Annotated in this window: 9 protein-coding genes; 6 read left to right on the top strand and 3 right to left on the bottom strand. The window is 73.6% G+C overall.

Annotated features, from left to right (window positions below; translation table 11 throughout):
- Nucleotides 1–21: 21 nt before the first annotated feature.
- Nucleotides 22–1,413 carry a metallopeptidase TldD-related protein gene (locus ACZ4VK_RS00140; RefSeq protein WP_468346849.1) on the bottom strand — a complete coding sequence of 464 codons (1,392 nt, stop codon included), beginning with the start codon at nt 1,411–1,413 and terminating at the stop codon, nt 22–24.
- Entirely contained in the window at nt 1,410–2,933 is a 1,524-nt protein-coding gene (locus tag ACZ4VK_RS00135; protein ID WP_468346847.1) for a TldD/PmbA family protein, read from the bottom strand. Before ACZ4VK_RS00135 ends, ACZ4VK_RS00140 begins: the two co-directional genes overlap by 4 nt.
- Before the next feature lie 198 nt (nt 2,934–3,131).
- Here ACZ4VK_RS00135 and ACZ4VK_RS00130 point away from each other — a divergent pair, with 198 nt between their 5' ends.
- The 5 genes from ACZ4VK_RS00130 (at nt 3,132) to ACZ4VK_RS00110 (ending at nt 12,984) form a co-directional block, all read left to right on the top strand.
- Nucleotides 3,132–9,050, top strand: a complete 5,919-nt coding sequence (locus ACZ4VK_RS00130) for a hypothetical protein (protein WP_468346845.1) — start codon at nt 3,132–3,134, stop codon at nt 9,048–9,050.
- Nucleotide 9,051: 1 nt separating this feature from the next.
- Nucleotides 9,052–10,746 carry a hypothetical protein gene (locus ACZ4VK_RS00125; RefSeq protein WP_468346843.1) on the top strand — a complete coding sequence of 565 codons (1,695 nt, stop codon included), beginning with the start codon at nt 9,052–9,054 and terminating at the stop codon, nt 10,744–10,746.
- 190 nt (nt 10,747–10,936) lie between these two features.
- Nucleotides 10,937–11,641 (top strand): 3-oxoacyl-[acyl-carrier-protein] reductase, encoded by a 705-nt coding sequence (gene fabG / locus ACZ4VK_RS00120; RefSeq protein WP_468346841.1) that lies wholly within the window; start codon nt 10,937–10,939, stop codon nt 11,639–11,641.
- 5 nt (nt 11,642–11,646) lie between these two features.
- Nucleotides 11,647–12,423: an enoyl-ACP reductase FabI gene (gene fabI, locus ACZ4VK_RS00115; protein WP_468346839.1), complete on the top strand. Its 777-nt coding sequence runs from the start codon at nt 11,647–11,649 to the stop codon at nt 12,421–12,423.
- 174 nt (nt 12,424–12,597) lie between these two features.
- Nucleotides 12,598–12,984: a hypothetical protein gene (locus tag ACZ4VK_RS00110; protein WP_468346838.1), complete on the top strand. Its 387-nt coding sequence runs from the start codon at nt 12,598–12,600 to the stop codon at nt 12,982–12,984.
- On the opposite strand, the gene ACZ4VK_RS00105 is transcribed toward ACZ4VK_RS00110, so the two are convergent.
- The gene (locus ACZ4VK_RS00105; protein ID WP_468346836.1) at nt 12,953–13,666 is read right to left on the bottom strand and encodes a FadR/GntR family transcriptional regulator; all 714 of its coding nucleotides are present in this window, start codon (nt 13,664–13,666) and stop codon (nt 12,953–12,955) included. The two genes, ACZ4VK_RS00110 and ACZ4VK_RS00105, sit on opposite strands and share 32 nt — an antisense overlap.
- A gap of 77 nt (nt 13,667–13,743) precedes the next feature.
- On the opposite strand from ACZ4VK_RS00105, the gene ACZ4VK_RS00100 reads away from it, so the two are divergent.
- Entirely contained in the window at nt 13,744–15,282 is a 1,539-nt protein-coding gene (locus ACZ4VK_RS00100) for a CynX/NimT family MFS transporter (protein ID WP_468346834.1), read from the top strand.
- Nucleotides 15,283–15,288: the final 6 nt, after the last annotated feature.

Raw genomic sequence — 15,288 nt, 5'->3', positions numbered from 1 at the left:
CGACGACTCAGTCTAGGTGGGTCAGACCCCCTTGCTGACCGAGCTCATGTTGAAGTCGGGCACCCGCAGGGCGGGCATCGCCGCCCGGGTGAACCAGTCGCTCCACTCGCGCGGCAGCGTCTTCTCCGTCCGGCCCGCCTCCGAGGCCCGCGACAGCAGGTCCACCGGCGACTCGTTGAACCGGAAGTTGTTCACCTCGCCGACCACCTCGCCGTTCTCGACGAGGTAGACGCCGTCCCGGGTCAGACCGGTGAGCAGCAGCGTCGCCGGGTCGACCTCGCGGATGTACCAGAGGCAGGTCAGCAGCAGACCGCGCTCCGTCGCGGCCACCATCTCCTCCAGAGAACGCTCGCCGCCGCCGTCCAGGATCAGGTTCCCCGCTCCGGGAGCCATGGGCAAGCGAGTAAGTTCCGCGGTGTGCCGGGTGGTGATCAGGCGCTCGAGCCGCCCGTCCCGCATCCAGTCCGTCGGCGCGATCGGCAGCCCGTTGTCGAAGACGGAGGAGTCGTCGCCCGAGGAGTGCGCGATCACGAACGGCGCGGACTCCAGACCCGGCTCGTTCGGGTCGCTGCGCAGCGTCAGCGGCAGCGGGGAGAGGGTCTCGCCGATCCGGGTGCCGCCGCCGGGCTTGGAGAAGACCGTACGGCCCTCCACCGCGTCCCGGGCCGCCGACGACCACAGCTGGTAGATCAGCAGGTCGGCCACCGCGGTCGGCGGCAGCAGCGTCTCGTACCGCCCGGCGGGCAGCTCGATCCGCCGCTCCGCCCAGCCGAGCCGGGTCGCGAGCTCGGCGTCGAGCGCGGCCGGGTCGACGTCCTTGAAGTCCCGGGTCGACCGCCCGGCCCAGGCGGAGCGCGAGCGGTCGGGCGACTTGGCGTTCAGCTCCAGGGTGCCCTTGGGCTGGTCGTGCCGGAGTCGCAGCCCCGTGGACGTACCCAGGTAGGTGGAGTTCAGCTCGTGGTTGGCGAACCCGTAGAGCTCACGGCCGCCGGCCCGGGCACGGGCGAAGGCCTCACCGAGCGCCGGGGCGAAGTCGGCGAAGACGGCGGAGGAGGTCTCCGCCGGGGCGTCCGTGAAGTCGGGCGACGAGGGCACGTCCGCCACCAGCGGCTGGGCGTCCTCGGCGGGCCCCGCGGTACGCGCGGCGGCCTCGGCGGCCCGGACCAGGGGCTCCAGGTCGTCGACGGTCACGGCGGACCGGGAGACGACACCGGAGGCGGTGCCCTGCGCACCGTCGACGGTCGCGATCACCGTGAGGGTCCGGCCCCGGGTGACACCGTTGGTGGTCAGCGCGTTCCCGGCCCAGCGCAGATTCGCCGAGGACTCCTCGTCGGCGATGACGACACACCCGTCGGCACGGGACAGCTCAAGGGCCCGCTCGACGATCTCGTACGGCTTGCTGACGCGGCTCATCGTCCCGCCTCCTGCGTCGTGTTCAGAATGTTGACGCCCCGGAAGAGGGCGGAGGGGCAGCCGTGGGAGACCGCGGCGACCTGGCCCGGCTGGGCCTTGCCGCAGTTGAACGCGCCGCCGAGGACGTACGTCTGCGGACCGCCGACCTGCTCCATCGAGCCCCAGAACTCGGTGGTCGTCGCCTGGTACGCCACGTCCCGCAGCTGCCCGGCGAGCCGCCCGTTCTCGATGCGGAAGAACCGCTGCCCGGTGAACTGGAAGTTGTAGCGCTGCATGTCGATCGACCAGGACCGGTCACCGACCACGTAGACGCCCCGCTCCACGCCACCGATCAGGTCCTCGGTGGACAGGCCGCCCGGATCCGGCTGGAGCGAGACGTTCGCCATCCGCTGCACCGGCACGTGCGCGGCGGAGTCCGCGAAGGCGCAGCCGTTCGACCGGCCGAGGCCCGTGAGCTTCGCGATCCGCCGGTCCAGCTGGTAGCCGACGAGCGTGCCGTCCTTCACCAGGTCCCAGGACTGCGCCTCGACGCCCTCGTCGTCGTACCCGATGGTCGCGAGACCGTGCTCGGCGGTCCTGTCACCCGTCACGTTCATGATCGAGGAGCCGTATGCCAGCTTGCCCAGCTGGTCGAAGGTGGCGAACGAGGTGCCCGCGTACGCCGCCTCGTAACCGAGGGCCCGGTCGAGCTCGGTCGCGTGCCCGATCGACTCGTGGATCGTCAGCCAGAGGTTCGACGGGTCCACGACCAGGTCGTACCGCCCCGCCTCGACGCTCGGCGCACGCATCTTCTCGGCGAGCAGCCCCGGGATCTCGTCGAGCTCCTTGTCCCAGTCCCAGCCGGTGCCCGTCAGGTACTCCCAGCCCCGCCCGACCGGCGGCGCGATCGTCCGCATCGAGTCGAACTCACCGGTCGTCTCGTCGACGGCGACCGCCGTGAGCTGCGGATGCAGCCGGACCCGCTGCTGCGTGGTGACCGTGCCCGCCGTGTCCGCGTAGAACTTGTTCTCGTGGACGGTGAGCAGCGAGGCGTCCACATGCGCCACGCCCTCCGCCCGCAGCAGCCGCGCGCTCCAGTCGGCGAGCAGCGCGCTCTTCTCCTCGCCGGGGACGGAGAAGGGGTCGATCTCGTACGAGGAGACCCAGGTGCGCTCCTCGTGCACCGGCTCCTCGGCCAGCTCCACCCTCTCGTCGGACCCGGCCGCCGCGATCACCTTCGCCGACAGCTTGGCCATCGCCACCGCCTGCGAGGCGACCCGCGCGGCCCCGTCCATGGTCAGGTCGACCCCGGACGCGAAGCCCCAGGCCCCGCCGTGCACCACCCGCACCGCGTAGCCGAGGTCCGTGGTGTCCGAGGAACCGGACGGTTTGGCGTCGCGCAGCCGCCAGGAGGCGCTGCGCACCCGCTCCAGACGGAAGTCGGCGTGCTCGGCACCGAGCGCACGCGCTCGGGCGAGCGCCGCGTCGGCGAGCGCCCGCAGGGGCAGCGCGACGAACGAAGGGTCGATCTGATGGACCACGAGCGGCCTCGCTCTCGGTGATCGGAAGGGGGGTCGATCTGCCCCGGAAGTCAATCACGGGACGCGTCTCCGGGTCGGCGCATTGATGTGCGCCCGCAGCGGAACCCGCGCCAACCCGCCTGCCCGACAAGCCGATTGGGCGGTCGGAATAGGGCACGGGCATAGCACGCGTGGTGGTGGGATGAGATGATCGACGCCATGCACGGGTGGGTGAACGGAGTCAGGTCCTGGCTGTCGTCCCTTGACGAGGACGCACTCCGATCCCTGCTGACCTGGCACCACTGCCTACGGGGCGACAGACACCCCCACACCTCGGACCGGCCCCCGTCCCCTCCCTCGCGACGGGAACTGCACGCCGCTCGGGTACGGCTCGCCAAGGCGCAGCAGGGACAGCTGACCGGCATCGCCGCCTGTGGACTCGTCTGGGCCGTGAAGGCGCTCCACACGGAGTACGGGTTCTCGCAGCGCGCCCTGACGGACCCCACCCTCGACGAGCTCCACGCCATGCTTAGGGTGCTCGACCCGCCCCTCGCCCGCTGCGCCCTCTACGGGATGCTCCTGCCCGGCACCAGCCGGCTTCCGGTCGGACCGCTGGCGGCGCTCCACGAGGCGGCGTTACGGACGGCGGCGGACAGCAGCCCGCCGCCCGACGCGCACGAGATCGGCCCGCGCTTCGAGGACCCGGAGAGCGTTGCCGTCTCCGGCTCCACACCCCTGATGACGAACCCCGAGTGTGAGGGAGCCGCTCCCGTGGCCGTACCCCAGGCGCCGGCCGGCCTCGCCGCGTCGCTCGACCTCCTGAAGCTGTCCGGCGAGCGGCTGGCCGTCGTCCTGCGCGGTGCGGCGGACGCCGTCGAGGCCGGACTCCTCCCCGTGGACGCCCCCGGCGACGGGTTCGCCGCCTGGACGCGGGAGCGCGAGCGGCTCGCCGGGGCGCTCGCCGCCGAGGGGGTCACCTGGGGACCGGACCTCGGATACGCCGAGGCGGGCGCCGAGTTGAACCGGCTGCGGGAGGCGCGGGCGGAGCAGATCGACGCACTGCGCCGCAAGGCGAGCCGGTACGCCGAGCTCCTGGAGTGGGCCGACGACGAGGAGGAGGCCGCCGACCTCCGCCGCCACCTCGAACGCACGGAGACGCAGCTGCGCGAACTCGACGCCGTGCCGGGGGAGGAGCCCGTCGCGGCCGTCCCCGGACCGGCCGGGGCCGCCGAGGCGCCCGCCGGGCCGGTCGGCGAGAGCGCCGCACCGGGGGAGGAGGTCCCGTCGGGGCGGACCGAGCACGGCACCGGTGACGCGACCCCGCTGACGGGCCGGGCCCGCGTGGGCGCCTCCGCGATCGAGGCCGTCCGCCGTGCGGTGGAGCCTCGGCCGCCGGCCCTCCCGCCCACGACGACGGCACCGCCCCTGACGACCACACCGCCCCCGACGGCCCCGACCGCCACGCCGTCCCCGACGACCACCCCGCTCTCGCCGTCCCCGTCCCGGGCGCTCCAGCCGCCACCGTCCCCGCCCGCGCCACCGTCCCCGCCCGCGCCGCCGTCCCCGCCCACGCCGGCCTCCGCGCCGACCCCCGTCCCCGCGCAAGCCCCCGCCCCCGCCTCGGCCGTCGTCCCCGCGCAAGCCCCCGCCCCCACCCCCGCCCCCCTCCCCGTCGAGGACGAGTCGTGGCCGCCCGGGGTCGACGCGCCCGACTGGGACCCGTACGCGCCCTGGGAGACCGGGAGCGAGCCGCCCGTCGGCAGGCTGCTGCGGGAGGGGCGGGCCGCCGAGGCGTACTGGATGACCGTGGCCTCCCGCGAGAGCGCCGCACGGGCGCGGGCCCTCGCCTTCGCCGCCGCCGCGTTCAGCTGCGTCTCGGACAGCGAGGCCACCCCCGTACAGATGGCGCACGAGCTCGACCCCGCCCTCGCCGCACAGGACCGCGAGGCCCACCTCGTGGCCGTCGCCGCCGCCCTGCGCACCGGACTCACCACCCGCTGGCCGCACGTCCTGATCAGCGGTTTCGTCATGCCGTCCGGGCTCACCACCCCCTGGCAGCAGCTGCTCACCGTGCTCGTCGCCGCCGTCCGGGACGGCCGCGCCTTCGAACCCGGCATGCTCCAGGGCAGCGCCGAGGACCAGGAGGCCGCCACCCGCGAGGAGATCGGGCTCACCGCCCGGCAGCTGCTCGACGACCTGCCGCGCCGCAAGATGAAGTACCAGCGGGCGTCCCAGGTGCTCCAGTACCTCGTCGGCCCCTCCGGCCCGGTGCGCCACGCGTTGAACGAGGTCATCGAGTGGTCCGGCCAGAGCCCGGCGCAGTACACCGGCACGCCCGGCTTCCGCGCCCTCGGCGAGGAGCTGTGGCGGGCGGAGGACATCGACCGGCTCATCGAGGACACGGACGCCCTGTTCCGTACGTCGAAGCAGGCCAAGGAACCGATCACCGCCGGCGCGCTCCGGCAGCTGCACACCGCCTGCCGGTCCGTCGGCGAGCTCCTCATGCGCGCCGAGGCCGCCCACACCGCCGCCCGGCCGCACCAGGGCGTGAGCGACCGCGGCATCCCCGAACTGACCTCCGTCCTCCGGGACGTCGCCGAGGAGCCCGCCCCGGCCGGCACGGGAGGCGCGGCGCTCGCGCTGCTGCGGTCCTGGCTGACCGGCGAGCACGTACGGTCCGAGGACACGGACGCCGACCGGCTCCGCGAGGACGGCGGCCCCGTGCCGCCCGCCGACGTCCTCCTCCGCCTGCCCGACCTGCCCCGGGACACCGAGGGCGACCCGGACCTCACCGACCCCAGGGCGGCCCGCCGGATCGCCGCCCTGCTGACCCCCGCCGACGCCGAGTACGCCCTCGTCCGCTACCTCGACGACGGTGACCTGCACCTCGCGAAGGCACTGATCGCTGCGGTCGAGCGTGAGCCGGAGGAGTACGGCTGCACCGACCCCGACTGGCACGAGACGGCGGTCCGGCGGCTCGCCCAGAGCCACGAGGAGTGGCGGCGCGAGGTCGCCGAACGCCACCGCGCGGCCGCCGGACGGCTCGCCGAGATGCGGACGCTCAACCAGCTGGCGGCCGACCAGGAACGGGAGTTCGTCGGCCGTCTCCAGCAGTTCGCCGACGGCGAGGAGTCGGGCCGCTACCGCTTCGCCGTGAACTCCCTCCGCACCCTGGAGGCCGAGCTCCGCACCCTCGTCGCGGACTACACCCGGCAGCTCCGCGAGAACCTCGCCCAGCTGCGCTCCCGCCCCGACCGGCCGCTCTCCGCCGGTGACCACGACCGCATCGCCCGGCTCATCGACGAGAAGGACACGGTCACCGCCCAGGAGTTCCTCGCCCTCGCGACCAGCCACAAGCCGCTGCCGGAACGCCCCGCCGACGACGGCTCCGAGCTCGCCGCGTTCCTCACCGGCGTCACCGCGCCCGACGCCCCGAAGGCCGGTGGCGAGGGCATCGACGCCGAGTGGTGGGCGAAGCACTACGGCGACCCGGACGCCTCCCTCACCCCGGCGGCGGGCAACGGCCTGGAGTCCTGGGCGGCCCTCTGCACCCCCCAGGGCCGGCGCGGCGAATGGCAGCAGCACATCCCCCGGCTGCTGCGCCTGCTCGGCCTCGAACTCTCCACCCACCAGGTCACCGCCGAGCGGGTGGCCCTCGGCCAGGGCATGCGCCGCTTCAAGGTGCGCGCCCGCGTCGCCGAACGCGCCGGGTACGTCGCCGCGCTCGGCTCCCGGGCCTCCTCGTACACCGTCCTCCTCATCTGGGAGGAGCAGCCGGCCGACGGCCCGCTCGCCCACCTGGAGGACGCCGACGTCGGCGCCAACATCGTGCTCTACCTGCACCCGCTCGGCATGGAGGGGCGGCGCGGCCTCGCCGAGTCCGCCCGCTCCTTCGCCCAGCAGGCGCTGGTCGTCGACTCCGCGGTGATGGGCTGGATGGCCGCCCGCGCCCCCGGCTCCTTCCGCTCGCTCCAGCGCGTGACCCTGCCCTGGGCCGCCTACAACCCGTACACGCCGTTCGTCGCCGGCCTCGTCCCGCCCGAGGTGTTCTACGGCCGCGACGAGGAGATGCGGGAGGTCATGGGCCGTGAGGGCGGCATGTTCCTCTACGGCGGCCGCCAGCTCGGCAAGTCCGCGCTGCTGCGCCGGGTCGCCGAGATCTTCCCCAGCCGCGCCGACGCCCACGTCGCCGTCTACCTCGACCTGCTGAAGGCGGAGATCGGCCACGCGGAGGCCCCCGACCGGATCTGGAGCCGGCTGGTCGAGGACCTCAAACGCAAGGGTGTCTTCACCAACAAGATGTCGGAACAGGCCAACCCCGACGTCGTCGTACGCAATATCCAGTCCTGGCTGGAGGCGGACGACACCCGGCGGATCCTGGTCCTCGCGGACGAGGCGGACGCCTTCCTCAACACCGACTCGCGCCGCGCCTACCGTGTCGGCAGCGAGTCGACGTTCCCCAACGTCATGCACTTCCAGCGCCTGATGGAACAGACCGAACGACGCTTCAAGATCGTCTTCGCGGGTCTCCACCAGGTCCAGCGCTTCGGCCACCTCTCCAACGTCTCCACCGTGCACGGCGGCCCCGACGTCCTCGTCGGCCCGCTCGGCACCCAGGCCGCCGTCCGGCTCGTCACCGAACCCATGGCCGCGCTCGGCTACTTCTTCGAACGCCCCGAGCTGGTCTGGCGGATCCTCGCCATCACCAACTACCAGGCCAACCTGGTGCAGATCTTCTGCCGCGAACTCGTCCGCGTCCTCCACGACCGCCCGTACACCTGGTCCGGGAGCCCGGTCCGGATCACCGAGGACGACGTCCAGAAGGTCGCCGCGTCGGAGACCGTACGCCGGCAGATCGCCGAGCGGCTCCGCTTCACCATCAACCTGGAGGACCGCTACCGGGTCCTCGCCCTCGTCATCGCCCTCCGCAGCCTCAAGGACAGCTACCGCGGCGACTACTCCGCGAGCGAACTGCTCCAGGAGGCCCGGGAGGCGTGGCCCGAGGGCTTCGAGATGCTCAGCGCCAAGCAGGCGCAGATCTTCCTCACCGAGATGGTCGGCCTCGGCCTGCTCATCCAGCTCGGCGACCGCTCCCGCTTCGCCGTTCGCAGCCCCAACGTCGTCAACATGCTCGGCACCCGGGAGGAGCTCGAACTCGAGCTCCGCGAGACCGAGTTCGGCCTCCCGTACGACTACAACCCGCACGCCGCCCGGCGCATCCTCGGCCGCGACGCCCGGCACGTGCAGACGTACAGCCCGCTCACCGAGGAACAGCTCCACGAGACCGCCCAGTCCGGCGTCAGCCTGATCGGCACCACCGCGCTCCACCGGCCCGAGCTCGTCCGCCAGGCCGTGACCGCCTTCGCCGTCAACCGGGGCGTCGACGTCGTCCCGTACGCCCACGGCGAGGACCTCGCCACCCTCCTCAAGAGCCGCCGCCGCAAGGCCCATGTCATCGTCGCGGACCTCCGCGGCGCCCCCACCGCCGCACTGCGCGAGACCGTCCGCGCCCTGCTCGTCCACGCCGGTCCCGCCGCCGACCGCCTCGTCCGGCAGACCGAGCGGCGCAGCGGCGGCAACGAGAACCGCTCCGTCGTGGTCCTCGCCGACGCGGCGGGCCTCGCCGAACTCGCCGCCGACGACGGACACGAGGAGCTGTCCGTACGGTGGCTGCGCCCCGAGCGGTGGACCGCGGACGCCCTGCGCGCCTGGTCGGAGTGCCCTTTCGTCTCCCGTGAGGACCGCGACCGGCTCGTCGCCGCGACCGGCGGCTGGCCCCGCTGGATGGAGGCCGCGGTGACCGACGTGTCCGTGCACGGGGCGACCCTCGACAGCGCCGTCGAGCGGATACGCGCCCTCATCGCCGGCCCCCGCAACATGGAGGAGCACCTGCGGCTCTCCGGACTCGACGCCCGGGACCTGGACCTCCTGACGGCCTGGACGGGCTATGTGGGGGAGGGCCAGGGCGTGCCGCGCGACGACGTGGCGGCGGCGGTCGAACTCTCCGACGCGGACACCGACGCCTGGCTGCACCACCTGGGCCGGTTCGGTGTCCTCGACGAGACGCCCGAGGGCTTCGCGGTGGAACCGGTGACGTACCGCGCGGTGCGGTCCCGGGCGGCCGCCGGGGAGAAGTGAGGTGACGGAGACGGACTCCCGCACGGACCCGCCCGCCGCGCGGACGGGCAGGTCGCCGGATCTCACGGACCCGCCCGCCATGCGGACGGACAGATCGCCGTTTCTCACGGACCCGCCCGCCGTGCCGACCGGTGACCTGCCGGGCGTGCGGGGCCGGCTGCGCGGGGTCGTCGCGGACCTCGCCGCCGGGCTCAACTGCCTCTGGCTCGTCACCGACGCCATGGTGGAGTCGGGGCTCGCGGACGAGCTGTACCGGGGTGCGCTGTACGGCACTCCGGTACGCGTCGACGTACCGGCACCCGCGTCCGCACGCGCGCGCGAGGAGGAGCCCGCGCCGGAGCCGGCCGCCGCGGAGGAGGAACCGGACTGGTGGGCGGACGCCGATGAACTGCCCTTTCTCGACCTGCCCGACGACGGCTTCGACCTCGACCTCGGCTGGTCCCTCGAAGGCCGCCCGCCCCGCGTGCCGGCGCCCCGGGCACGGCCCGCCGGCCCCCGGCACGACCCCCACGGGCTCCTCGCCCGCCTCGGCAAGGAGCTCTCGGTCGACGCGGACGACGCCGTCGCCGCCCTGGTCGCCCCGGGCCGTGACCGCCGCCCGGTCGTCGGCATCCGCGCCTGGGCGGAGAACGACGGCGGTACGGGGACGGGCCCGGGTGACGGCCGTACGGACACGGACACGCGCGCGGGTGGGCGGCCGCCCGCCGGCACCGGAACGCGCGGCACCGACGTCGAGCGGCTGTTCCGCCTCCTCGCCGCCGCCGTCAGGGCGGCCGGGCTCCCCCCGGGCGAACGCCCCCGCCTCCTGGTCGTCGCCCGCGTCGGCGACCTGCCGGAATCGCTCCCCGACGAGCTCCGGCACGGCCTCGGCGACACGGCCGTGCACTGGTGGTGGGGCGCGCTCGGCAGGCTCGACACGGCCACCGCGATCGCGCCGATCCTCGACCACGTGCCCGACACCTCCGGACGCGACCGCGACCCGCTGAGGGAGCGGATACGCCGCGCGGTGCGGTCCGAGACCGTCGTCGAGATCTGCGGCCCCGACCTGGAGCTCGCGCGGCTGCTCGCCCTGGAGTGGGACGGCACCCAGCACACCCTCGGCGCCGTCCTCGGCCACTGCCTCGCCCGGCTGCCCGGCGGCCCCGCCCCGGCCGACTGCCCGCCGCTGCGACGGATCGGCGCCCTCCTCCGGCCCGGCGCGGAACTCCGCCAGGCGTGGGCCAGGGGCGCCGTCGTCTCCTGGGAGGGCCGGCTCCGCGCGCACGTGGGCGTCTGGCACCCGGCGGCTCCGACGTACGGTCCGGGCGACGCCGACGTACGGGCCCGGCTCGACGCCCTGGTCTCCCAGGCGCAGCAACGGGTCCTCGCACCCTGGATCGAGGAGGCCCGGCAGCGCCTCGCCGTCCGGGCGCTCGGCCACCTCAACCGGCCGGTCGCCGCAGTCGTCGCCGACCACGCCGACCGTCCCCCCGCCCACCTGGGCGCCGCCCCCGAGCGGGCCTTCCTGGAACTACAGGTCGGGGAGCTGCTGCGGGCCCACATCAGCGGGGCGCTCGCCCTCCCCCCGGCCGACGCGCGGCTCCTGCGGCTCCTCGTCACCACGAGGAACGTGCTCGCGCACCGGTCCGTGCTGTACGACCGGACACTCGACGAGCTGTGCGGCGAGCTCTCCCAGGCCGACCTCAGGGCCCCGTAGAGCCACGGAGGGCCACGTCAGGGACGGCCCGGGGCCGTCCGGCGGACGGCGGGCCGCCGACCGGCACCGCCCCCGAGCTGTAGGGACCCGACAGTGACACCCGTACGCCACTGTCGGAGGTCGATTCCTCATGTCGGGGGCGATACCGATAGGTTTTCGGCTACCAGACCGCTATCGAAAGGGTGATCCGTTGAGCCGCTCGGTTCTCGTCACCGGAGGAAACCGGGGCATCGGCCTCGCCATCGCCCGCGCGTTCGCCGAGGCCGGCGACAAGGTCGCGATCACGTACCGCTCCGGCGAGCCGCCCGAGGGCTTCCTGGCCGTCCGGTGCGACATCACCGACGGCGAGCAGGTCGAGCAGGCGTACAAGGAGATCGAGGAGAAGCACGGTCCGGTGGAGGTCCTCGTGGCCAACGCCGGCGTGACGAAGGACCAGCTCCTCCTGCGCATGTCCGAGGACGACTTCACATCCGTCATCGACACCAACCTCACCGGCACCTTCCGGGTCGTCAAGCGTGCCAACCGGGCGATGCTGCGCGCCAAGAAGGGCCGCGTCGTCCTGATCTCCTCGGTCGTCGGTCTGCTGGGCTCCGCGGGTCAGGCCAACTACGCCGCCTCCAAGGCAGGCCTGGTCGGCTTCGCCCGCTCCCTCGCGCGGGAGCTCGGCTCCCGCAACATCACCTTCAACGTCGTCGCCCCCGGTTTCGTCGACACCGACATGACCGCGGTGCTCACCGACGAGCAGCGCGCCGGCATCGTGTCCCAGGTGCCGCTGGGTCGCTACGCGCAGCCGGAGGAGATCGCCGCCACGGTGAAGTTCCTCGCCTCCGACGACGCCTCGTACATCACTGGAGCCGTCATCCCGGTTGACGGCGGATTGGGCATGGGTCACTGATCACCATGAGCGGAATTCTCGAAGGCAAGCGCATCCTGATCACCGGTGTGCTGATGGAGTCCTCCATCGCCTTCCACACCGCCAAGCTGGCCCAGGAGCAGGGTGCCGAGATCATCCTCACGGCGTGGCCGCGGCCGTCGCTGACCGAGCGCATCGCCAGGAAGCTCCCCAGGCCCGAGAACGTCAAGGTCCTGGAGCTCGACGTCTCGAACGACGAGCACCTCGCCCGTCTCGAGGGCCAGGTCCGCGAGCACCTCGGTGACCGTCTCGACGGCATCGTGCACTCGATCGGCTTCGCCCCGCAGGACGCGCTCGGCGGCAACTTCCTCAACACGCCGTTCGAGTCGGTCGCCACGGCGATGCACGTCTCCGCCTTCTCGCTGAAGTCGCTGACGACGTCGCTGCTGCCGCTGATGACGGAGGGCGGCTCGGTCGTCGGCCTCACCTTCGACGCGCAGTACGCCTGGCCGCAGTACGACTGGATGGGCCCGGCCAAGGCCGCCCTCGAGGCCACCAGCCGCTACATGGCCCGCGACCTGGGCAAGCAGAACATCCGCTGCAACCTGATCTCGGCGGGCCCGATCGGGTCGATGGCCGCCAAGTCCATCCCGGGCTTCAGCGAGCTGGCCGCCGTCTGGGACAGCCGCTCCCCGCTGGAGTGGAACCTCGCCGACCCCGAGCCGGCCGGCCGTGGCGTCGTGGCGCTGCTCTCCGACTGGTTCCCGAAGACGACGGGCGAGATCGTCCACGTGGACGGCGGTCTGCACGCGATCGGCGCCTAGCGCGCGCCAAGCAGCTGAAGAGGGCCGTGGCCCGCCCCCCCCGGCGGCCCACGGCTCTCGCGTTTCCGCAACTCCTGCCCGAGTCGAAAAGTCGAGCGAACCACCCCAGACTGGGGCAGAGCGTGAAGTTCCTGCTACTGCGGTTCCTTTTACGGACGGGGAGGAGGTACGGGTATGCACGCCATACGCAACGGCTTCGGAGCCTTCGCCTCCGTAGCCGTACTGCTCACCGGAATAGCCGTCGCCGCCGAGGTACGAGCCGCCCCCGCCCCCACCGAGGAACTCCCCGTCACCGCCCCCGCGGCCGACGAGCCGGAGAACTTCGGCGCCTCCTGCCGCACCGTCGTCCAGGGCTCCCGCGTCACCGCCCACTGCCGCAACCCGTTCCCGAGCACCGACCGGGTTCGCCTCCACGTCGAGTGCGAGCGCTGGTGGGACGTCGACAGCGACAGCGCGCCCGTGGACGTCGAACCCGCCGCCCACGCGCAGGTCACCGGACGCTGCTGGAAAGAGGTCCGGGCCGCCTGGGTCACGCACCAGCCGGCGGACCAGGCTCCGTGACCGCCTCCCGCTCGGGGCTCCGCAGGCACATGAAGGGGTAGCCGGCCGCCTCGGTACCGGCCCGCTCCGCGTCGCCGTCCCGGATCGCGTCCACCAGACGCGCGTGGTCCATGTGGTTCTCGGGCCGAAGGACCTGCCCCACGTCGTCGCGCAGCCACTCCCGCAGCAGATCGCCGAGGTCCGCGTACAGCTCCGTGAGCACCTCGTTGCCCGAGGCGGCGACGACCGCGTGGTGGAAGGCCGCGTCGGTCGTCACGAACCGCTCCGCGTCACCGGACTCCCACGCCTCCTCCCGGCGTACGAGCAGGGCGTCGAGCTGCTTCAGATCCCGCTCGGTGCGCCGCCCGGCCGCGAACCGCGCCGCCGCGGACTCCAGCGTCGAGCGCAGCTCGGCGACGTGCCGGGGGTCGGAACCGGCGAAGCGGCGGTGCATGACGCCCGCCAGCTCACTGGTGGCGATGACGTAGGTGCCGGAGCCCTGGCGGATGTCGAGCAGCCCGTTGTGGGCGAGCGCCCGTACGGCCTCGCGCACGGTGTTACGGGCCACTCCCAGCTGCTCGACCAGCTCGGGTTCCGTCGGGATGCGTGAACCGACCGGCCACTCGCCCGAGGTGATCTGGTTCCGCAGCTCGGCGATCACCTGGTCGGAGAGGCCTGAGCGCCGCGGGTGACCGAGGGCCATGAAGCACCTTCCCATTCGTTCGGGACTGGTCGTTCGACATTGGACAACCAATCATCCCATGATTCTATGATGGCCTCATGCCTGACGAGCCGAAGACCCTCGACCCTGCCGCGCGAACGGCCAGGACCACCGCTCCGGCGGCCACCAAGGCGGCGCCGGGACCGGCCGCCACCGCAGCGGATTCTCCCGCACCGGACCGCGACCACCGGACCGGCGGGGGCGCCCCCTCCGGCACCGCGGCCCCCGCGCACCGCTGGACCCTCGGGCTCGTCACCGTCGGACTCGTCCTGGCCGCGCTGAACCTGCGCCCCGCCATCACCAGCCTCGGCGCCCTCCTCGAAGAGGTCAGCCAGGGCCTCCACATGAGCGGCAGCGTCGCCGGCGTCCTCACCTCCGTACCCCCGCTCTGCTTCGCGGTCTTCGGCATCACGGCCCCCCGCCTCGCCCGCCGCTTCGGCCCCGTCGCCGTGGTCTGCGCGGGCATGGCCGCGATCTTCACGGGCCTCGTCCTGCGGCCCTTCGCGGGCGGCACCGCCGGCTTCCTCGCCGCCAGCGCCCTCGCCCTGATGGGCATCGCCGTCAGCAACGTCCTGATGCCCGTCATCGTCAAGCGGTACTTCCCCGACCGCGTCGGCAGCATGACCGGCCTGTACTCCATGGCGCTCGCCCTCGGCACCTCCGTCGCCGCGGCCGCGACCGTCCCGATGACCGACGCCCTCGGCGGGGACTGGCGCGCCGGACTCGGCGTCTGGGCGGCCGTCGCCGCACTCGCCGTCCTGCCCTGGCTCCCGCTGCTGCGCGACCGCGACGGCTCGGGAGGCACGGGGAAGGGCGCTGCCGCAGAAGCGGTCACGAACGCGGGAGGACCCCCGGCCGCGACCCCGACTGCGACCCCGGCCGCGTCCTCGTCCCAGGCCCCGGCCTCGATCCCGGCCCCGGCCCCGGCCCCGGCCCCGGCCCCGGCCTCGTCCCCGGCCCCGGCCTCGATCCCGGCCCCGACCCCGCCCACCGTCACCGCGCGGGCCGCCGCCGCCCCGTCCCGCATCACCCGCAGCCGTACCGCCTGGGCCCTCGGCTGCTTCTTCGGCCTCCAGGCCACCGGCGCCTACATCACCATGGGCTGGATGCCGCAGATCTTCCGCGACGCCGGCGTCCCCGCCTCCACCGCGGGCGTGCTCCTCGCCGTCACCATGGTCATGGGCGTCCCGCTCGCCTTCGTCATCCCCCGGCTCGCCACCCGGATGAGGACCCAGGGCCCGATCGTCGTCGCGCTCGGCCTCTGCGGCCTCGGCGGGTACACCGGACTCCTCCTCGCCCCGGCCGCCGGCGCCTGGGCCTGGGCGCTGCTGCTCGGCGTCTCCAACTGCGCCTTCCCGCTCGCCCTCACCATGATCGGCATGCGCTCGCGCACCGGCGGCGGAGTCGTCCGACTCTCCGCCTTCGCGCAGAGCGTCGGCTACCTCATCTCGATCCCGGGCCCCCTCCTCGTCGGCGTGCTCTACCAGCACAGCGGCGGCTGGGAACTGCCGATCGCGCTCATGGGCGGACTCATGGTGCCGCAGATGATCGTCGGCGTCCTGGCGGGCCGGGACCGGACCGTCGAGGACGAGTACTGAGATGAG

This window comes from Streptomyces sp. NPDC028711 (assembly GCF_055565415.1).
The sequence above is the reverse complement of the archived record's forward strand: the minus strand, read 5'-3'. Positions and strand labels throughout refer to the sequence as shown.